This is a genomic window from Priestia sp. J2 (assembly GCF_020790095.1).
GTDB classification, from domain to species: Bacteria; Bacillota; Bacilli; order Bacillales; family Bacillaceae_H; genus Priestia; species Priestia zanthoxyli.
Map to the genome: position 1 here is coordinate 5,012,354 of NZ_CP086208.1, position 19,990 is coordinate 5,032,343.

Genomic DNA, 19,990 nt, shown 5'->3' on the forward strand with positions numbered 1-19,990 from the left:
AACTACCTTCCCTACTTTTCACTAAACAGCCACTTTAACACATCTTGAATTTTGTGATCCCAATATGCCCAGTCGTGACTTCCTTTTCCTTTTTCATATGTAAAACAAATAGGCTCTTGCTTACATCGCTCGGAAAAACGTTTATTTTCCTGATATAAAAAATCTTCCGTTCCACAGCATTGATAAATACGCGGAGTCACTTCTCCATAGCGCCGGCGATTTTCAAGCAGCCAGAAAAGATCATCCTCAGGTCTAATAACAGGCGGCATGCCAAAAATCAAAGGATAATCTAGGAACTGAACTTCCCCTCGCTCTCCAAGCCCTTCAATGTCCATCACTCCTGATAAACTGGCAGCTGCAGAAAATTGATGTGGTTTGCGAAACGCCCATTTTAAAGCGCCGTACCCTCCCATAGAAAGACCAGCCACAAAATTATCTTCTCTTTTTTCCGATAACGGAAAGAATGACCTAGCCAATTGAGGAAGTTCTTCTGTTACAAACGTCCAATACTTCTTTCCATAAGCCATATCTCTATAAAAGCTACGATCTACATTTGGCATTACAACTGCAAGTCCTAATTCTGATGCGTAGCGTTCAATCGAAGTTCTTCTCATCCATATCGTATGATCATCAGAAAGACCGTGTAATAAATAGAGCGTAGGGTGTTTCTCACTTCTTGTATTGGTTTGTAAACCAATCTGAGATTTTGTTTGCTGCGGTATCAAAACGTTCATTGAAGTACTTATTTGTAATACTTCTGAAAAAAAATCACATTGAATAAACGCCATATTTCTCTTCCCCCTTACTTTTTCTTCCCTATTGATTGATAACAAAACGTACATAATTCATATAAAAGCTAAAAAATAGTTTGATTATTTATAATTTTTAGTTTAACATAAAAACATCTTTTATGAAAACGTTTTACGTATAACGTTTTTTTAAATTAAAATAGTGAACGCGATTCAAAGGAGGAATTTATATGGGGATAGTAAAAGTAACTTCTGACGAGTATAAGGAGCAAAAAGGAAATCTATTTTTTGTTATTTTCATTTCATGTGCAGCTGCTTTTGGAGGGTTACTTTACGGTTATGACACAGCCGTCATTTCAGGGGCTATTGGGTTGATGGAAGTGCATTTTAATCTTAGTCCAACGATGGTAGGTTTTGTTGTATCTAGTTTGCTGCTCGGTGGTGCTGTTGGGGTACTTGCTTCAGGAAAACTGAGTGATCGATTCGGTAGAAAAAGCATCTTGCTTTTAGCAGCTTCTTTATTTATCGTATCCGCAATTATGCAAGCGCTATCTTCATCCATCTCTTTTGTGATTATTTCTCGAATTATTGGAGGACTAGGCATTGGCATGGCTTCTGTTCTTTCTATTACCTATATTTCTGAAATAGCCCCTCCGCACATGCGCGGCCGCTTAGGCTCTCTTTATCAATTTGCTGTTGCCGTTGGGATTGTTTTTGTCTATTTTGTAAATGACTACATTTTATCTATTGGGGAAGACGCATGGCAGAATTCCACAGGATGGCGCTACATTATCGGTGCTTCTGGAATTCCAGCTCTTTTATTTCTTCTTATCCTTTCTCCTGTTCCTGAAAGTCCGAGGTGGCTGGTAAAAGCAAACCGCACTGTAGAAGCTATGGACATTTTAATTAAAATCAATGGTACACACATTGCACGCCAAGAGCTGTATCATATTGAGCAATCGTTAAAAGAAAATCAACCGGATTCTCTTTCGCTTTTTAAAGAGGCAGGCCTTCGAAAAGCGTTGCTTATTGGTATTCTACTTGCAGCCTTTCAACAGCTTGTCGGAATCAATGCCATTATTTATTACGCCCCGCAAGTTTTTGAAGCAGCTGGAGCTAGAGGAGATTTATCTCTCCTTGTTACGTCTATGATTGGTGTAGCTGCCTTTTTAGGCGTTCTTTGTTCCATGTGGCTTATAGACCGGATTGGCCGCAAAGCTTTATTACTTATTGGCACAGCCGGTATGGCTGTTACGCAGCTTCTCGTTTCTTTTGGATTTCATTCACCGGGTACTGAAGGCTTGACTACTAGTTTACTTATTGTTTTTTATTTATTTCTTTTTAATATTTCTATGGGACCTGTTGTATGGGTTGTGATTTCTGAAATTTTTCCTAATCATGCGAGAGGCTATGCAATGTCTTTTTCCACCTTTTTCTTATGGATAGCTAATTGGTTTGTGTCTCAGTTTTTTCCTATTCTTTGGAACAAAGCTGGAGGATCTTTTACCTTTTTATCTTTTATGATTATGTGTATCGCTTCATTTTTGTTTATATGGAAGTGGGTGCCAGAAACAAAAGGAAAGTCACTTGAAGAAATTGAACATATATGGAAGTAAGAGAAGAGGTTGGGGTATAACTAAATGAATCCAATCTAAAGAAAAACAAATGGGATACATGAGCTAAACGGCTTATGACACCGTAGTTGATTTCCGTGCAAGACTTCGCTTTCCGCGGGAGTCTTCATCTCGCCCTCCAATCAACTACTAGAAGAATTTAAACAGATGAAAACTATGTTCACCCTAACAAAAAAAACGAACCACGAATCAAAAATTTTGATCAATGGTTCGTTTTTAGTTTGTCTAAAATACTTTCGTCCCAGCCTCTTCTTTTTATCGAATTTGTCCATCTCCGTAAATAATATATTTTAATGTTGTTAATTCCTTTAATCCCATTGGTCCACGCGCATGAAGCTTTTGTGTACTAATTCCGATTTCTGCCCCGAAACCAAACTCTTCTCCGTCCGTAAATCTCGTTGAAGCATTCACATAAACAGCAGCTGAATTAACGCGCTGTAAAAAACGCTGAGCATGAGCATAATTTGTTGTTACAATCGCTTCAGAATGATGTGAACTATGAATATTAATATGGGAAATCGCTTCATCGATATCATCTACGATTTTAACTGCCATGATGAAATCCAGATATTCTTTCTTCCAATCCTCATCCCCTGCTGGAACAAGATCTGGAACGATTGTGAGCGCACGTTCATCACCGCGTACTTCTACATCTTTCTCTCGTAGCGCTTGAACAATAATCGGCAAAAATTCATGAGCCGCCCGTTCATGAATAATCAGCTTTTCGGCTGAGTTGCACACCGCTGGACGAGATGTTTTTGCATTAATGACAATACTGGCTGCCATGTCACGGTCATATTCTTCATCAACATAAATGTGGCAGTTCCCGGTTCCTGTCTCAATAACAGGAACCGTTGCATTTTTTACCACCGCTTCAATTAAACCAGCACCGCCTCGAGGAATTAATACATCGATATATTCATTTAGCTTCATTAACTCCAGTGCTGTTTCTCTCGACGTATCTTCAATAAGCTGTACGCTATGCTCAGGAAATCCTGCACTTGCCGCAGCTTGGGATAATATAGAAACAATCGCTTGATTCGAATGAAATGCCTCACTGCCTCCGCGCAAAATAACCGCATTTCCTGCTTTTAAGCATAAGCCTGCTGCATCACATGTAACGTTTGGACGCGCTTCATAAATAATTCCTATGACACCAATAGGTACACGCTGCTGCCCAATTTGTAAGCCATTTGGTCGTTTGGCCATAGACAGCACTTCTCCTACCGGATCTGCAAGCGCAGCTACTTGGCGCAGGCCGTCTGCCATTCCATGAATCCGCCCTTCATTTAAAGATAGGCGATCCAACATCGCTTTTGACGTGCCTTTTTGAACGGCTTTTTCTACGTCTAATTCATTTGCTTTTAAAATCGTCTCTTGTTGATCCAATAGAGCAGCCGCCATTTTATAAAGTGCCTGCTGTTTTTGTTCGCTCGTTACATTTCCTAAGAAATAAGAGGCTTCTTTTGCCTGCTTTCCTTTAAGCTGCAATTCACTCATTTCATTACTCCTTCAGCTTGTTTTAAGAATAACGTTCCAATTTCTTGGCCTTCAATAATATCTCGCAAAATACTTGGCTCTTTACCATTTGCTAAGATTAAGCTCACGCCTGCACTTGTAGCTGTTTTAGCAGCGGTAAGCTTTGTGACCATTCCGCCTGTTCCAACGTCAGTTCCACTATCTCCAGCAAAATTCTCAAGCTCCGGCGTGATGCCATCTATTACTTTCATTAATTTAGAGTTAGGGTTTTTTGTGGGATCTGAATCAAAGAAACCGTCAATATCAGATAAAATAACGAGTAAATCTGCGTGAATCAAAACTGAAACAATGGCCGATAAATTATCGTTATCTCCAAAACGCACGATGTTTTCAATCTCATCGATTGCAACTGTATCGTTTTCATTCACAATAGGAATCACTTTGTCTTCAATTAATTTTTCAAACGTGTTCACAACGTTATTGCGCACATGTTCATCTTCGATTACATCTTTTGTTAACAGTACTTGACCAACAATGTGACTGTACTCACCAAAGAATTTACTGTAGATATGCATAAGCTCACATTGCCCGACAGAGGCTGCTGCTTGTTTTTCTCGAATAGAAGTTGGCTTTTCTTTTAACTTTAGTTTTTTTACTCCCACTTGAACGGCACCTGATGTAACAAGCACAACTTCTTTTCCTGCATTCATTAAATCAGATAAAACACGCGCTAGTTTTTCAATGCGTGCTAAGTTAATATCTCCATTATCATAAGTCAACGTAGAGGTCCCTACTTTGACTACAATACGCTTGCTATTTTGTAACTCGTGACGATGGTTCACTCTTTTCATCTCCCTAACTAAAAACACCTAAATGCGTACTAATTTTTTTAAAAATTATAGCAGAGATTATGCGAAAAGTCTTATAGTTTTTCAAAGGGAATTTGAACTTTCTAATTTTTTAAATAATTAAGGGAAAAACTGGTGATAAAAGCGCTTTCTTCTTTTATAATGAAAGTTGTAAGGGGAACACACAATTACATAACGTTGTGTAGTAGTACAAACATCAGACAACTAAGGGATAGGGGGATTTGTAATGAATGCGGTTACGATTGTTATTGGATCTATCTGTATTTTAATGATTGCGTATCGGCTTTATGGAACATTCATGGCTGTTAAGGTCTTGAAACTAAACGATGCGCAAAAAACGCCGGCACATGAGCTTGAAGATGGAAAAGATTATGTGCCAACCAACCGATGGGTAACATTTGGTCATCACTTTGCAGCTATTGCAGCTGCGGGTCCGCTTGTTGGACCTATTTTAGCGGCTCAGTTTGGCTATTTGCCCGGACTGCTCTGGCTTTTAATCGGAGCTGTAATCGGAGGAGCCGTTCACGATGCAGTTGTGTTATTTGCATCTATGCGCCAAAAAGGCCAGTCGCTTTCAGAAGTGGCTAAAAAAGAGCTAGGACCCGTCGCTGGTTTTTGTACAGGTTTAGCTATGCTTTTTATCATTACCATCACAATGGCCGGTTTATCTATGGTCGTGTTACACGCACTTGAGAAAAATCCTTGGGGTACATTCGCTGTTGGAATTACGATTCCGATCGCAATGGGGGTAGGTATTTACCACAAAAAAACAGGTAATTTAAAAGCGGCTTCTACCGTCGGCTTCATTTTAATTTTAATTGCCGTATTTAGCGGTCCTTATATTCAAGGAACAGCTTTAGGAGATTTTTTAACGCTAGATATAAAAACACTTTCAATTATTCTTCCCGTTTATGCATTTTTCGCAGCGGCCTTGCCCGTTTGGCTGCTTTTAGCACCTCGAGATTACTTAAGCAGCTTTATGAAAATTGGTGTCTTTATCGCGCTGATTGTAGGCGTGTTTTTCGTAAATCCAGCAATTCCATTTCCTGCAGTTACTGAATTTATTCACGGAGGCGGCCCTATTTTAGCAGGACCTGTGTGGCCGTTCATTTCCATTACGATCGCCTGCGGTGCTATTTCTGGCTTCCATGCATTTGTTGGTTCAGGAACAACCCCTAAGATGCTTGATCGTTGGAGTGACATTAAAGTTGTAGGCTTCGGCGCGATGTTAGTCGAATGCTTAGTAGGAATTATGGCATTAATTGCCGCAACTGCTTTACATCCTGGAGACTATTTTGCAATCAACTCTACACCTGAAGTGTTCAAAACGCTTGGCATGAACGTAACGGCTCTTCCTCAGCTTAGCCAAGAAATTGGCCTAAACTTAGAAGGCCGTACAGGCGGCGCTGTTACACTGGCTGTAGGAATGACGTATATTTTCACGGAAATTCCTTGGTTCAGCCACTTGTCTTCTTACTTTTTTCAATTCGTTATTATGTTTGAAGCAGTGTTTATTTTGACTGCTATCGACGCGGGTACACGCGTTTCCCGCTATTTAATTCAAGATTTTTTCGGTGAATTTTATAAGCCATTGAAGCGAGTAGACTGGCTTCCTGGGTCCATTTTTGCAAGTGCCCTAGCCTGTTTTATGTGGGGATACTTATTGTTCTCAGGAGATATTGGCTCAGTTTGGGCGCTGTTCGGCGTATCGAATCAGTTAATGGCATCCATTGGTTTAATTATTGGTGCAACCGTTATTCTTAGAATTGCAGATAAGCGCTCCTATATGCTTACTTGTCTTATTCCACTAGCCTACCTTTACGTAACGGTTAACTATGCGGGTTATTGGATGGTTAAGAATGTGTATTTAAATGAAGCTGCGGCAGGTTACAGCATATTAAATGCGACTCTTTCAATCATCATGCTTATACTCGGTCTCATTATTATGATTGCCGCGATTCAAAAATGGACGCAGCTTTGGCGCACGCCTCAGGCTGAACTAGCGGCGAAAGCAAACTTATCACAAAATATATAAAACGAACACGCTTGCTTATATAAGCAAGCGTGTTTTTGATATGATAATAGCCGGTCAAAATAATTGCACACCAGGCATTTTTATTATTAAACTAAATATACTATACAGAAAATTTTTAAAATAGTTCGTACACTTCACATGCTTATAACCCCCACTGACTACATCTCAAAATTAACACTTTAAATTATAATAATTATAATTTAGTATTGATTTTTTATTTAAAAATGTTATTATTATTTCTAACATAATAAAATTCAAATAAGAGGTGGTTCTAAGATGACAACAAACAAGAATAACTTAACGACTAGTTGGGGATCTCCGGTTGGAGATAATCAAAATTCGATGACCGCTGGTTCACGCGGACCTACTTTAATTCAAGATGTTCACCTTTTAGAGAAATTAGCCCATTTTAACCGAGAGCGTGTTCCTGAACGCGTCGTACACGCAAAAGGCGCCGGTGCCCACGGTTATTTTGAAGTGACAAACAATGTTTCAGCCTATACAAAAGCAGCTTTCCTTTCTGAAGTAGGAAAACGAACACCTCTATTTGTTCGCTTTTCAACAGTAGCTGGTGAAAACGGCTCAGCAGATACCGTTCGCGACCCTCGCGGATTTGCTGTTAAATTTTATACAGAAGAAGGCAACTACGACTTAGTCGGAAATAATACACCTGTATTTTTCATCCGAGATGCGATTAAATTTCCCGATTTTATTCATACACAAAAACGCGATCCACGCACGCATTTGAAAAACCCGACGGCCGTGTGGGATTTCTGGTCTTTATCTCCTGAATCTTTGCATCAAGTTTCTATTTTAATGTCTGATCGTGGTATCCCGGCAACGTTACGCCATATGCATGGATTTGGCAGCCATACATTTAAATGGGTTAATGCCGAAGGAGATGGCGTTTGGGTAAAATATCACTTTAAAACAGAGCAAGGCGTGAAAAATCTGTCTCCAGACGTAGCCGCAAAGCTAGCTGGTGAAAATCCAGATTATCATACTGAAGATCTATTTAATGCCATTGAAAAAGGCGATTTCCCTTCATGGAAGCTGTACGTTCAAATTATGCCATTAGAAGACGCTGATACGTACCGCTTTGATCCGTTTGACGTAACAAAGGTTTGGTCACAAAAAGACTATCCGTTAATTGAAGTAGGTCGCATGGTCTTGGACCGAAACCCAGAAAATTATTTTGCCGAAGTGGAGCAAGCTACATTCTCACCTGGAACACTTGTACCGGGAATTGACGTATCACCTGATAAAATGCTGCAAGGTCGACTATTCGCATACAGCGATGCACATCGCTACCGCGTGGGTGCTAACCATCAAGCGCTACCTATTAACCGTCCGCGCAATGAAGTAAATAACTATCAGCGTGATGGTCAAATGCGCTTTGACGATAACGGCGGCCGTTCTGTTTACTATGAGCCAAACAGCTTTGGCGGTCCGACAGAATCTCATGAAAACAAACAAGCGGCATACCCTGTTTCAGGCGTTGCCGATAGTGTTGCATATGATCATAACGACCATTACACGCAAGCAGGTGACTTATACCGCCTTCTAAGCGAAGACGAGCGTACACGACTAGTTGCAAACATCGTTGAAGCTATGAAGCCTGTAGAAAAAGAAGAGATTAAACTGCGTCAAATTCAGCACTTCTACAAAGCGGATCCAGAGTATGGAACACGCGTTGCAGACGGTTTAGGATTGTCTGTTCCGCAGCAAGTAAAATAAAGATATCAGCTTTCCCAATGAGAAAATAAAGATGTTTTTCTCATTTTAGATTCTCGTTTATTCTCAATTAGTTTAACATTTTATCACTAAATAAGTATCCATATTTTATGGATACTTATTTAAATTCTTGTAAAAAGAGGAAGGGATGAAGAAATGATTGGACAAGAAATAAGATGTAATCAGTGTCATAGAGAAATAAAAGTACTAAAGCACAGTACACTTTGCGGTTGCGGAATAAAATTACGAACGCTAAAAAAAGAGAAGCAACCAGCATAATGAGGTTGCTTCTCTTTTTTACTAGATATGCTGTTTATATTCACTCACATTAAAGAGTAATCGTTACTTTAAATAAATCTCCGTCAATTTCAATATTCAGTTCTCCTCCGTGCAAATCAATAATTGACTTAGCAATAGCTAAACCAAGTCCAGAGCCATCGGTTTGTCTTGAGGCGTCCCCTCTTTTAAATCGTTCAAACAGCTCGTCTGCCTGCTCATTTAACTCATATTTACTTACATTTTTAAACGTTAGTTTCACTTGTTCGTTTATTTCTTGAACAGAAATATAGACACGCGTTTGTTCAAGTGAATATTTCAATATGTTCTCTATCAAATTGTCAAATACTCTCCATAATTTTTGACCATCTACAGTAGCAAATATCGGCTTTTGGATAGATTGAATACGAAATTGCAGAGTTGAATCTTTAATTGCTTCATCATATTCAGCTAAAGCCTGATGAAGAAGCTGATTAATATCAATTGTGTCTTTATGCAATTCTACATTTCCACTTGCCATTTTTGATACTTCAAATAAATCATCAATAAGTGTCTGTAAACGTTTTGATTTACGGTCAATAATTTCAACGTAAGCATGTTGTTCGTCCGAAGTAAGATCTTGGGACTTTAGCAACGCTGTATATGTCATAATAGAAGTCAATGGTGTTCTTAAATCGTGACTGACGTTGGTAATTAACTCTGTTTTCAAGCGTTCACTTTTAACTTGAACATGCTGAGATGTTTGAAGTTGCTGCTGAATATGATTTATATCTATCGCTGCTTGAGTTAAAGCTGATTTTCCTTTGATAGGTAACGGCTCTTTCCACTCAGCTGTGGCGATTTGATTAATGGAAATAATAATTTTATTTAAATAATTAATTCGTAGCATAAGCAGTATCAAAGTAAACACTCCTATAACACTGCCGACAGCTAAGTATAGTATAGACACTTGTTCTACAAACATAGATCCACTGGTCAATAAAGCTGCAACAGCAAATACTGCAAAAACTAAAAGCAGTACTACAACCATTATATACATGCCAATATGTCTGATAATAAAAATAGATTGAAGAAAATAAATGACTTGATAAACACACGTTCTGTTATATTCTTCTTTTATATCATCTAGTGTGCGCATACGCTGAAACAGTAAAAATACTTGAAGTACCCACAGGCAAATAGCTATGGATATAGCTATCATATAAAAGAAAAATGTAGCAACATGCTTATATGATTCTAATAAAGAAGTTGGATAGCCGTTCAGAACTAGACTTGATGTGAAAAATGAGTACAAAAGAAAAACAATTATACACATATCTAAAGGTACTTTTTTATAAATCCTCTGTACGGCAGTTTGTCTTGTTATTTCTTTTAAATGTCCGGTTATTGTTTTTTTATAAATGAAGTAAACTATTAACAGAGCTATTATCCCTGACAATACATACACGAGAAATACTACATTTTGATGATGAAAATAGTTATACTCATCAAATAAAGAACTACTGAAAGCTTCTTTTTCAGGAACAGCAATTATACCCGTAAACTTCTGCTTTAAATACCGATTTGGAATCTCTGAGTCTGTCTCACTGCTTAACAATGAATTTTTATATTCATCTAGTTGAAACACGAGGGGTGATTGAGCTGAATAGGTATGTTTATACAACATATTTTTTTGTTTTACTAATTGATTAACGTTTTCCTTGCTTGCATTTTGGATGTTCGTATATATTTTTTGTGTGTTTCTATCTTTCAAATAATACATGATGTCTTTTTTATATTGAGATAATGGTTTTTGCCGATCAAAAGCTTCATCATAAATTCTCGTTATTTCGAATTCTTTATTTTTTGCTATTTTTTCTCGAACAAATTGATCATCTTGAAACTTTTTTTGAATGTTTTTAACTTCTAGATCCCGCTGCTTTACATAGGCATCTTCAACTTTTTTACTCTTTGCTTGCTTAGCGTCTTCTATTTTTTCTTCATATTTATCGTGTACGTTTTGTATTTGTTCCGTTAAGTTTCCTTCTGCATATCGATACGACTCAATTTCTTCTTCTGTTATCGTATTTGCGTTAACGGTATTTTTATTCTTGGATGTCAATTCTAAGAGGTAAAGATCATTTGTAAAACGATCTATTTCTTTTTGGAAGTCTTCTAATTTTACATAGGTACTTTTTTGTAAGTAGTTTGCTTTTACTAGGTTATGCATGCTGCCAATAGAAGAAATGGTTGCTCCTAAACCAAATAAAAACAAGATAATACCTATAGCTGAAATAACGCTATTTTTCCATTTTATATCCAAGTCCCCACACAACCTTTACATATCTCGGATTTTTTGGTTCAATCTCAATTTTTTCTCTTATTTTTCTAATGTGCACTGCTACCGTATTTTCTGCGTTGTAGCCGGGTTCATTCCATACGCGCTCATAAATATCATGTATGGAAAAAACTCTTCCTGCATTTTTCATTAATAATTCTACAATTTTATACTCAATGGGAGTGAGCTTAATGAATTCCCCATCAAGAGTGACGGACTTAGCCTCAATATCAAGTACAAGACCTCGGATATTAATCGTCTTTGTTTCTTCATAGGTACCTAATGTCACATATCTTCTTAACTGTGATTTAACTCTTGCTATCAGTTCTAATGGATTAAAAGGTTTTGTCACATAATCGTCTGCTCCTACCTGCAGACCAAGCACTTTATCGGCATCTTCGCTTTTAGCACTCAGCATAATAATCGGGATATTTTTTTGTTCTCGAATTTTAAACGTTGTTGAAATGCCGTCTTGCCTTGGCATCATAATATCCAGAATAATCAAGTGAACTTTTTCTTTATTTAGTATCTCTATGGCTTCGATTCCATCTTTGGCCGTAAAGACTTTAATACCTTCATTTTTTAAATAAATAGCAATACCATTGCGGATTTCTTGCTCATCATCTACGACTAAAACCACATATTCGTTCATTGATTTCTCACACTCCTTTCAAAAGTATATCATGGGTCATTTCGTCTATGGGTTTTATTGTAAACTGCATTTCTTAAGAAAAAAGAAGGGGGAATCTTAAGATTTTCTTAAGCATCATATATTGAAAAAGGTTTAAGGAATAGGGATAACAGGAACGTTAAAAGAAAAAATATAATCAATTCCTCATTTGATTCTAAAGAACTATCCGTGAGCGATTATATCTTTTTATTTAAAAGGAGGATGATTTAACTTGGAACGGAATCATACAATTATGCAATTTTTCGAATGGCATGTGCCAGCTGATGGCGAGCATTGGAAACGCCTCAAAGAGCTCGCTCCTCAACTAAAAGAACAAGGAATTGATTCCGTGTGGATTCCCCCGGTTACAAAAGGTGTTTCATCAGAGGATAATGGCTACGGCGTTTACGACTTATATGATCTTGGCGAGTTTGATCAAAAAGGAACCGTTCGTACAAAGTATGGAACCAAGCAAGAGCTGCATGAAGCAATTGATGCCTGTCATAATCACGGAATTAATGTCTATGTTGATATTGTGATGAATCATAAAGCTGCAGCGGATGAAAAAGAAACCTTCCACGTCATTGAAGTAGACCCCATGAACCGAACAGAAGAGATTTCTGAACCCTTTGAAATTGAAGGGTGGACAAAGTTTACATTTGAAGGGCGCGGCGATCAATATTCTTCTTTCAAATGGAACTTTAATCATTTTAATGGCACTGATTACGATGATAAAAACGGAAAAGAAGGTGTGTTTCGTATTGCCGGGGAAAACAAAAGCTGGAACGAAAATGTTGATCAAGAGTTTGGCAACTACGATTATTTAATGTTTGCGAATATTGATTACGATCACCCTGAAGTTCGAGAAGAAATGATCAAATGGGGAAAATGGTTAGCAGACACCCTGCAGTGCGACGGTTACCGATTAGACGCCATTAAACATATTAACCATGATTTTATTAAAGAGTTTGCTCACGAATTGTCCTCTTCTCAAGAAAAGCCATTTTATTTTGTAGGAGAGTTTTGGAATCCAGAATTAACAGCCTGTCAGGAATTTTTAGACGTTATTGATTATCAAATTGATTTGTTTGACGTATCGCTGCATTACAAACTGCATGAAGCCTCTCAGCAAGGAAGAGATTTTGATTTAACCACAATTTTTGATGATACATTGGTTAAGACTCATCCGTTGAATGTTGTCACATTTGTAGATAACCATGACTCTCAGCCAAATGAATCTTTAGAATCTTGGGTAGAAGATTGGTTCAAACAAAGTGCTTACGCTCTAATTTTACTTCGTGAAGACGGCTATCCTTGTGTATTTTACGGAGACTATTTTGGGATAGGCGGAGAGCATCCAATTGAGGGAAAAGAAAAAGATATTTCTGCTCTCTTGCACGTACGCTATGACAAAGCATACGGACAGCAAGACGATTATTTTGATCACCCGAATACCATTGGATGGGTAAGGCATGGTGTAGAGGAATTTGAGAAGTCTGGATGCGCTGTGGTGATGTCAAACGGCGAAGACGGCGAAAAGAGAATGTTCGTCGGCGAACACCGAAGCGGACAAACGTGGATCGACTTCACAAAGAACCGAGAAGACCAAGTTGTGATCGAAGAAGACGGCTACGGACACTTCCCTGTAAATGGCGGCTCTGTATCCGTTTGGGCTGAAGCATAAAAAAACAGTGGCCTGCGCCACTGTTTTTTTACCATAGACCTAGCAGTTTCCACCACAAGCCGCCAATTCCAATCCAAATGATAATATGAATAATTGAAATTAAAAAGCCGAGCGACCACCATTTTTGCTGCGTTACATATCCACTACCGAAGAACACCGGTGCCGGTCCACTGCCGTAGTGAGTTAAACAGCCAAATAAATTGCTAAAGAACGCTAAAATTAATGCTGACAGTAACGGAGGCGCACCAGCGGCCACGATGACAGATAAAAATGCTGCGTACATAGCGCTGACGTGAGCCGTGTTACTCGCAAAAAAGTAGTGAGAATAAAAATATGCAATAGCTAGTACAATCAACGCCGTCATCCAAGACATATGACTAACAGTGCCTTTCATCAGATCACTGAACCAAGGAATCATGCCTAGATCATTTAAGAAAGTTGCCATCATAACCAAAACAGCAAACCAGACTAATGTATCCCATGCTCCCTGTTCTTTTTTGATGTCCGACCAGCTTAACACTTGCGTTAAAAGCAGCGCACATAGACCAATAAAAGCAGTTGTTGTTGCATTAATATTTAAATTAGCGCCAAAAATCCACAGCACAAGAAGAAGTAAAAATACGCCAATCATGTACCATTCTTCTTTCTTTAGCGGACCCATTTCATTTAGTTTTTTTGCTGCAATTTCAGATGCTTCCGGCGTTTCTTTTAATTCTGGCGGATACAGCTTATAAATAACGAGCGGAATAACAATTAAACTAATAATTCCAGGTACGATTGCAGCCGCTGCCCATCCAACCCATGAAATAGTCTTTCCTGTAATTTGTTCCGTCATTTTAACAGCAAGAGGATTGGCCGCCATTGCCGTTACGAACATAGCCGATGTAATCATATCTCCTTGAAACGATACTTTTGTTAAGAAAGCACCGACTCTGCGCTCCGTACCGTCTCCAGTTCTCGATCCGTATGTTTCAGATAAAGAACGAATGATTGGAAGAATAATTCCTCCAGCTCGTGCTGTATTAGACGGCATTGCAGGTGATAAAAGTAAATCACTTACGATAAGAGAATACGATAGTCCCAACGTCTTTTTACCGAACAAACGAACAAAGATATAGGCAACCCTTGTTCCTAGACCAGTCTTAATAAAACCTCTAGAAATAAAGAATGCAATAACGATCAACCAAATCGTCGTATTTTGAAAACCGCTGAGCGATTGTTCAAGTGTTAATGTATTAGTTAATACAATAATGGTTAAAGATAAAATAGCTACACTGCCTAATGGCAATGGTTTAATGATAAGACCTACGATAGTAGCCACAAAAATAGCGAATAAGTGCCAAGCCTTCACATCAAGTCCGGACGGAGGTGTAATAAACCATAAAACAAGTCCGATTGCCAGACAAATTAATAAAGGAATAAACTTCACTTCGCCGGCAGGCTTTTTAGTTGTTTCAGCCATAATCTTTCTCCTTTCATGTTTTTAAATAATAATAGTAGTATGCTCTTTCCCCTTCGTACCCAATACTTGTCCCATTTAAAATAAAATAATTGTAAAAATACGTTTCATAAGGATGATATTGTAAATTTGTGAAGTGTTGAGCATAATTCCTTTATTATTTTATCATACATATTGACAATTTTTATCTTTCACCTTCATTTTATTCCCTTCAAAATAGCTTGTAAGCGTTATTTCATCAAAATAAATAAGCTGCATGAGTTCATCATGCAGCCTTGCATTTAACGATTTACTTTTTGAATAAACACGACTTTGAGATAATCACCTGACTTAAATTCTTTTATTGTTTTAAAATCAGCTGGAAGAGAGAACTGCTCCATCATTTTGTAACGTTCCCCTTTTTCATTAAAAGCTTTTTCAATAAACGAATGAAATCTTTTCATATCAAAATTACTTGCATTCGTCGAAGCTACAATGACACCATTTGGCTTTGTAAGAGCAATGGCTTCTTTTAATAAATCTTTGTAGTCTTTTGCCGCGCTGAACGTATGCTTTTTCGATTTAGCAAAGCTCGGCGGATCTAGCACCACAAGATCGAACGTCATATTCTTCTTAACCGCATATTTAAAATACTTAAAAACATCTTCCACAATAATGTCCTGTGCTTCGTGATCAATTCCATTTACACTAAATTGCTCAATTGTTTTTGCCAAGCTGCGATTGGCCAAGTCGACACTTGTTGTTTTCGTAGCTCCTCCAAGAGCGGCCGCCACTGAAAATGCGCCTGTATACGAAAACATGTTTAGAACGGTCTTTCCTTTTGCATATTTATCTCGAATCGTTTTACGGACGTCTCGCTGATCTAAAAAGACCCCAACCATCGCTCCGTCATTTAAATAAACGGCAAAACGAATACCATTTTCTCTTACAATTAAAGGGAATTCACCTTTATTTCCTGTGACAAAATCATCTTCTTCAATATACTGCCCTTTTACGTTGAAACGTTTTTTCTGGTACAGCCCTTTAAAGTTAGGCGCAGATTTTAAAGCTTCAATAACGTATTCTTTAAATTGATAAATTCCTTCACTATACCAGCTCGTGACGTAATATCCGTCATAATAATCAATGATTAAGCCGCCAATTCCGTCACCTTCACTATTAAATACACGAAAAGCAGTTGTATCTTCAGACGCATAAAAATCGTGACGAGAGGTAATAGCTCGCTGAATTTTTCGTACAAAAAACGCCGCGTCAATTTGTTCACTTTTCTTCTTCGTCAGAATCCATCCGTAGCCTTTGTTTTGTTTTCCATAATAGCCTTTGGCTAAGAATTGATTCTTTGGAGTGACTAAGTTAATAATAACGCCTTCTTCTTGCAGTTTATGACCATCAACAAGCGCATCTTTTTCAATGAGTGGATAACCTTTATTCACTTTTTTAATAAAAGCTTCTTTGGCTATAACTTGTACTTCTTTTCTCATGTGTACACCCTATCTATTTAATTTAGTTCATTCTAGTTTTATCCATTTTACGAGAATAATCTACATTTATCTTAACATAGATAACCGGTAATGTTTCCAGTTACAAAATAGAAAAGCAGAGGATGCCTTGAAGCACCCTCTGCTTGATATGAATGAAAAATGAAATGTATGTTTTATGTTTTAAGATAAAAAATTATGAGCACTCTTGTCCAGTATATGCATCGAACTTAAGCGTCTGCTGCTTGCTTCCGCTCACTAAAGTCACCACGTATACAGTTATTGAGTTTTCTGTTATAAGCTCAATATGCTCTACTTTTCCTTCTTGATGTTTTAAAGCAAGAACTTTTACAGCGGTCTCCGTTAACGGCTGAAGCTTATTATGTTTTACATGTGTGATTTCACCCGAAACCGCATCGATTGTAACGGTGTATTCCGTATTATCTTTGATTATTTTTACTGTGAAAATCGCTGCGTTTTGATCATATTCTACCATTTTCACCTTACCTGCATATGTAGCCAATGCAAGATCTTTTGCATCTTGTCTCGTTAATAGCTTCACTGCTTGCTGAGAAGTATTAACTACTTTTCCTGTGAAAGCATCTAACGTTACCGTATATTGAGTGCTATCTTTAAGAATCACTGCGACATACTGACTAGCGGATTCTTTAAACTCTAGACTATATACGTAACCACTATATTGTTTAACAATTGTTTCTTTTATTTTTTGCTCTGATATTAGCTGCGGCTCTTTTTTATTCTCATGAATGACTTTCCCCGTTAGACCATCCACGGTTAGCGTATATTCTACTTTGCCATCTACTACAGTTAACGTATATTCATGCATTTCTTTGTTAAATGTAATAGATTGAATCGCTCCTGTATACTGCTTAGAAATGGATTCTTTCACTTGATTTTGTGTCCATAACTTCACTTCTTGCTTCTTCACTACTTTTCCAGTGCTTGCGCTTACTTCTACGATTCTTTGCTCAAGGTTATTCGTTACAATTGTAATCACATACACACTTGATTCCTGCTTAAATTCCGTAGATGTGACCGTCCCTTTACAATCTTGCAGAGCAATACCATTTGCCTGAGCTTGCGAGATACTCACATGTTCAGTTGTCTCTGCTTTCGCTGTCTGCATTTCTGCAGCGTGACTCGTTGTAATAGAGCTAAATGCAACTGCAGCTCCTAAAGCAGATGTAGACAATACTTTTACCCATTTAATCATCTTTACATTTCCTCCTCTTTCACCATTAGACTTTCCGTCTATGGCGTTTTATCTAGTACGCCGTTCATTATGCAAAAGATTTCTGAGAATAAGACGAATAGAAGCTTAAAGTTAGCTGAAGATATAAGAATAGCTACTATTTTTCAGCTTGCTTTCAGCTATTATTCAGGGCTGTTTCAGATAAAAAAGCATAATAGAAAGTAGAGGAGCAAAGGAGTTTTCACCATGATGGATCAACTAAAAGGAATTAAAGTCTTACTTATAGATGACGAACCAACTATTTTACAGTTTTTATCTTTAGGGTTAACGAATGAAGGATTTGATATCAAAGCTGCCCAAGACGGAATGGAAGGCATTAATATAGCCAAAGAATTCAAGCCTCATATCGCTATTGTAGATGTTATGCTTCCGGGAATGGATGGATTTGAAGTATGCCGTTTGTTAAAGAAAATGGGGAATATAGCTGTCATCATGCTAACAGCAAAAGATCAAGTGGACGATCGAGTAAAGGGGCTGACTATTGGAGCAGATGATTATATGGTCAAACCCTTCAGTTTTGAAGAACTTCTTGCGCGCATTCAAGCTAGAATCCGCAATCAATTTCCCAACTTATTAGACGAAGTATCCATCGGTCCATTTAAAATTGATGACCGCCGCAAAGAAATTAAATACCTTAATCACATACTTGATTTATCCCCTACTGAATATGCACTCTTAAAATTCTTAGTTATTAATCACGGTCTCGTACTAAGTAAATCCACCATTTTAGATCGAGTGTGGGGATATGATTTTGGAGGAGAAGAAAACATTGTTGAAGTATACATTCGATCACTGAGAGAAAAATTACAGGACCATAGCCGAACCGTTATTCGAACGCTTCGCGGTGTAGGGTACCGGATTGATATTTCATGAAGCACAAACGTTTCTTTCATTTGAACTCTCTTCGCCTTCAGCTTTTATCTAGAAGTTTACTCGTTATTTTGAGTTTACTGATGCTGATAGGCGTTTTTCAATACGTATTTATGAAGCAATTTATTTATACAAATAAAATTAGAAGCATCGAAGACCAAATTCACTTGATTCCCGATGATGTCTGGAAGCACGATATTGAAACAAGCCAGAACGTAAAACAATCATCAAGACCAATGGTTTATTTCCCGGGCGTTAATATTACCTTTATCAATCAAAAAAGCACCTTTTTACGGCTGGCTAAGGATCCACATCATTCTTACTTCCCTAAGCTTTCTGCATCTGCATACAAACAAGTAATGAAAAACAGCAACCAGCCGGACAACACGACGAGCCTCATAAAAAAAATGGATGGTCATCAAGAGCAAGTCATTGTTTTAAAACCCATTATCTTTGATGGAGAAATACAGGGAGTTATTCAAATTAATACTCCCACAGAATCATTAAGAGACCTCTTAATCAGACAAATGCTCATCTTTTTAATGCTTTCACTTACCGCAATGACCATTGCTTTTTTTGTTTTTTCTTCTGTTTTAAAACAGACGTTAGTCCCTTTGTTTACTACTACTAAAAAAGTAGAGCATATTAATGCCGGAAGCTTACATGACCGCTTGCCTGTTAATCAAGGACAAATCGAAATGGATCGCCTTTCTCTTTCTATTAATGAAATGCTTGAACGTCTTGAAAAAGCATTTAAAGCAGAAACAGAGGCCAAAGAACAAATGCGGCGTTTTGTTGCGGATGCTTCGCATGAACTGCGAACGCCGCTTACATCTATTCACGGCTTTTTAGAAGTTTTATTAAGAGGGGCTAGCAGTAATCCAGAACAATTAAACGACGCATTAAAAAGCATGTATGGAGAGTCCAAAAGACTGCACAAACTTATTCAGGATCTTCTGCTTCTTGCTCAGCTTGATCAACTTCCACCGTTTCAAAAAGAATACTGTTTTGTAGATGAGTTGATTTTAGATATGAAACCTCAACTCATACTATTGGCGGGGAACAGAAAGGTTTTATTCGACTTTCCAAGCCGTTTACCATCAGACATTAACAAAGATCAATTTAAACAAGTTGTTTTAAACTTATTTTCCAACGCCGTACAGCATACAAATCCAACTACAGGAGTTATTCAAGTGATAGGAAAAATAAATGAGAAAGAACTTTCGTTAATAATACAAGATAACGGTCATGGTATTCCTCAAGAACACCTTCCTCATTTATTTGAGCGATTTTACAAAGCTGATGCTTCACGCTCTCGGGCATATGGAGGAGCGGGCTTAGGCTTGGCCATTAGCGCATCTATTATAGAGCTGCACGGGGGGAAAATACGTGTAGAGAGCAAATTGAATGCAGGAACTGCTTTTGAAATCCTATTGCCCTTGACGTAAAAAAGACGATTGCCG

14 protein-coding genes are annotated in these 19,990 nt (G+C 37.8%); 6 read left to right on the forward strand and 8 right to left on the reverse strand.

All coding sequences use genetic code 11. The features are described 5' to 3' along the window. Positions 1-11: 11 nt before the first annotated feature. A complete protein-coding gene (locus LJY09_RS25965) occupies positions 12-788 on the reverse strand; it encodes an alpha/beta hydrolase (protein ID WP_155010609.1) in 777 nt (258 codons plus the stop codon). A 191-nt stretch (positions 789-979) separates the two neighbouring features. Between LJY09_RS25965 and LJY09_RS25970 the strand changes: the two genes are divergently transcribed. Continuing rightward, positions 980-2,365, forward strand: a complete 1,386-nt coding sequence (locus tag LJY09_RS25970) for a sugar porter family MFS transporter (RefSeq protein ID WP_154974074.1) — start codon at positions 980-982, stop codon at positions 2,363-2,365. Between the two features lie 273 nt (positions 2,366-2,638). Here the strand turns inward: LJY09_RS25970 and LJY09_RS25975 are convergent, their stop codons facing one another. Both LJY09_RS25975 and proB read right to left on the reverse strand, forming a co-directional pair. Continuing rightward, positions 2,639-3,883, reverse strand: coding sequence for a glutamate-5-semialdehyde dehydrogenase (locus LJY09_RS25975; RefSeq protein WP_154974076.1), 1,245 nt, complete (start codon positions 3,881-3,883; stop codon positions 2,639-2,641). Beyond that, entirely contained in the window at positions 3,880-4,713 is an 834-nt protein-coding gene (gene proB / locus LJY09_RS25980) for a glutamate 5-kinase (RefSeq protein WP_034327309.1), read from the reverse strand. The genes LJY09_RS25975 and proB overlap by 4 nt, the downstream gene beginning before the upstream one ends. Positions 4,714-4,957: 244 nt before the next feature. Here proB and cstA point away from each other — a divergent pair, with 244 nt between their 5' ends. After that, positions 4,958-6,766 carry a carbon starvation protein CstA gene (cstA, locus tag LJY09_RS25985; protein WP_014457699.1) on the forward strand — a complete coding sequence of 603 codons (1,809 nt, stop codon included), beginning with the start codon at positions 4,958-4,960 and terminating at the stop codon, positions 6,764-6,766. Between the two features lie 276 nt (positions 6,767-7,042). Further along, positions 7,043-8,503, forward strand: a complete 1,461-nt coding sequence (katA, locus tag LJY09_RS25990; RefSeq protein ID WP_154974078.1) for a catalase KatA — start codon at positions 7,043-7,045, stop codon at positions 8,501-8,503. Positions 8,504-8,828: 325 nt separating this feature from the next. Here katA and LJY09_RS25995 read toward each other — a convergent pair whose 3' ends face one another. Both LJY09_RS25995 and LJY09_RS26000 read right to left on the reverse strand, forming a co-directional pair. Next, the gene (locus tag LJY09_RS25995) at positions 8,829-11,078 is read right to left on the reverse strand and encodes a sensor histidine kinase (RefSeq protein WP_155010610.1); all 2,250 of its coding nucleotides are present in this window, start codon (positions 11,076-11,078) and stop codon (positions 8,829-8,831) included. Then, a complete protein-coding gene (locus tag LJY09_RS26000) occupies positions 11,056-11,745 on the reverse strand; it encodes a response regulator transcription factor (protein WP_028411932.1) in 690 nt (229 codons plus the stop codon). Before LJY09_RS26000 ends, LJY09_RS25995 begins: the two co-directional genes overlap by 23 nt. A 250-nt stretch (positions 11,746-11,995) precedes the next feature. On the opposite strand from LJY09_RS26000, the gene LJY09_RS26005 reads away from it, so the two are divergent. Next, positions 11,996-13,447, forward strand: a complete 1,452-nt coding sequence (locus LJY09_RS26005) for an alpha-amylase (protein WP_028411931.1) — start codon at positions 11,996-11,998, stop codon at positions 13,445-13,447. 28 nt (positions 13,448-13,475) lie between these two features. On the opposite strand, the gene LJY09_RS26010 is transcribed toward LJY09_RS26005, so the two are convergent. The 3 genes from LJY09_RS26010 to LJY09_RS26020 form a co-directional block, all read right to left on the reverse strand. Then, positions 13,476-14,909 carry an anion permease gene (locus LJY09_RS26010; protein ID WP_028411930.1) on the reverse strand — a complete coding sequence of 478 codons (1,434 nt, stop codon included), beginning with the start codon at positions 14,907-14,909 and terminating at the stop codon, positions 13,476-13,478. 278 nt (positions 14,910-15,187) lie between these two features. After that, positions 15,188-16,387, reverse strand: a complete 1,200-nt coding sequence (locus LJY09_RS26015; protein WP_154974080.1) for a class I SAM-dependent rRNA methyltransferase — start codon at positions 16,385-16,387, stop codon at positions 15,188-15,190. A gap of 193 nt (positions 16,388-16,580) precedes the next feature. Beyond that, the gene (locus LJY09_RS26020; RefSeq protein ID WP_154974082.1) at positions 16,581-17,618 is read right to left on the reverse strand and encodes a PepSY domain-containing protein; all 1,038 of its coding nucleotides are present in this window, start codon (positions 17,616-17,618) and stop codon (positions 16,581-16,583) included. A gap of 228 nt (positions 17,619-17,846) precedes the next feature. Here LJY09_RS26020 and LJY09_RS26025 point away from each other — a divergent pair, with 228 nt between their 5' ends. Together LJY09_RS26025 and LJY09_RS26030 are read left to right on the forward strand one after the other, a co-directional pair. Next, positions 17,847-18,530, forward strand: coding sequence for a response regulator transcription factor (locus LJY09_RS26025; RefSeq protein WP_028409748.1), 684 nt, complete (start codon positions 17,847-17,849; stop codon positions 18,528-18,530). Then, positions 18,527-19,975, forward strand: coding sequence for a sensor histidine kinase (locus LJY09_RS26030; protein ID WP_028411927.1), 1,449 nt, complete (start codon positions 18,527-18,529; stop codon positions 19,973-19,975). The genes LJY09_RS26025 and LJY09_RS26030 overlap by 4 nt, the downstream gene beginning before the upstream one ends. The last annotated feature ends 15 nt before the right edge of the window (positions 19,976-19,990 follow it).

Coding starts and splice junctions, on each gene's coding strand:
- LJY09_RS25965 (WP_155010609.1), bottom strand. CDS start 788: ATGGCGTTTATTCAATGTGATTTTTTTTCAGAAGTATTACAAATAAGT.
- LJY09_RS25970 (WP_154974074.1), top strand. CDS start 980: ATGGGGATAGTAAAAGTAACTTCTGACGAGTATAAGGAGCAAAAAGGA.
- LJY09_RS25975 (WP_154974076.1), bottom strand. CDS start 3,883: ATGAGTGAATTGCAGCTTAAAGGAAAGCAGGCAAAAGAAGCCTCTTAT.
- proB (WP_034327309.1), bottom strand. CDS start 4,713: ATGAAAAGAGTGAACCATCGTCACGAGTTACAAAATAGCAAGCGTATT.
- cstA (WP_014457699.1), top strand. CDS start 4,958: ATGAATGCGGTTACGATTGTTATTGGATCTATCTGTATTTTAATGATT.
- katA (WP_154974078.1), top strand. CDS start 7,043: ATGACAACAAACAAGAATAACTTAACGACTAGTTGGGGATCTCCGGTT.
- LJY09_RS26000 (WP_028411932.1), bottom strand. CDS start 11,745: ATGAACGAATATGTGGTTTTAGTCGTAGATGATGAGCAAGAAATCCGC.
- LJY09_RS26010 (WP_028411930.1), bottom strand. CDS start 14,909: ATGGCTGAAACAACTAAAAAGCCTGCCGGCGAAGTGAAGTTTATTCCT.
- LJY09_RS26015 (WP_154974080.1), bottom strand. CDS start 16,387: ATGAGAAAAGAAGTACAAGTTATAGCCAAAGAAGCTTTTATTAAAAAA.
- LJY09_RS26020 (WP_154974082.1), bottom strand. CDS start 17,618: ATGATTAAATGGGTAAAAGTATTGTCTACATCTGCTTTAGGAGCTGCA.
- LJY09_RS26025 (WP_028409748.1), top strand. CDS start 17,847: ATGGATCAACTAAAAGGAATTAAAGTCTTACTTATAGATGACGAACCA.
- LJY09_RS26030 (WP_028411927.1), top strand. CDS start 18,527: ATGAAGCACAAACGTTTCTTTCATTTGAACTCTCTTCGCCTTCAGCTT.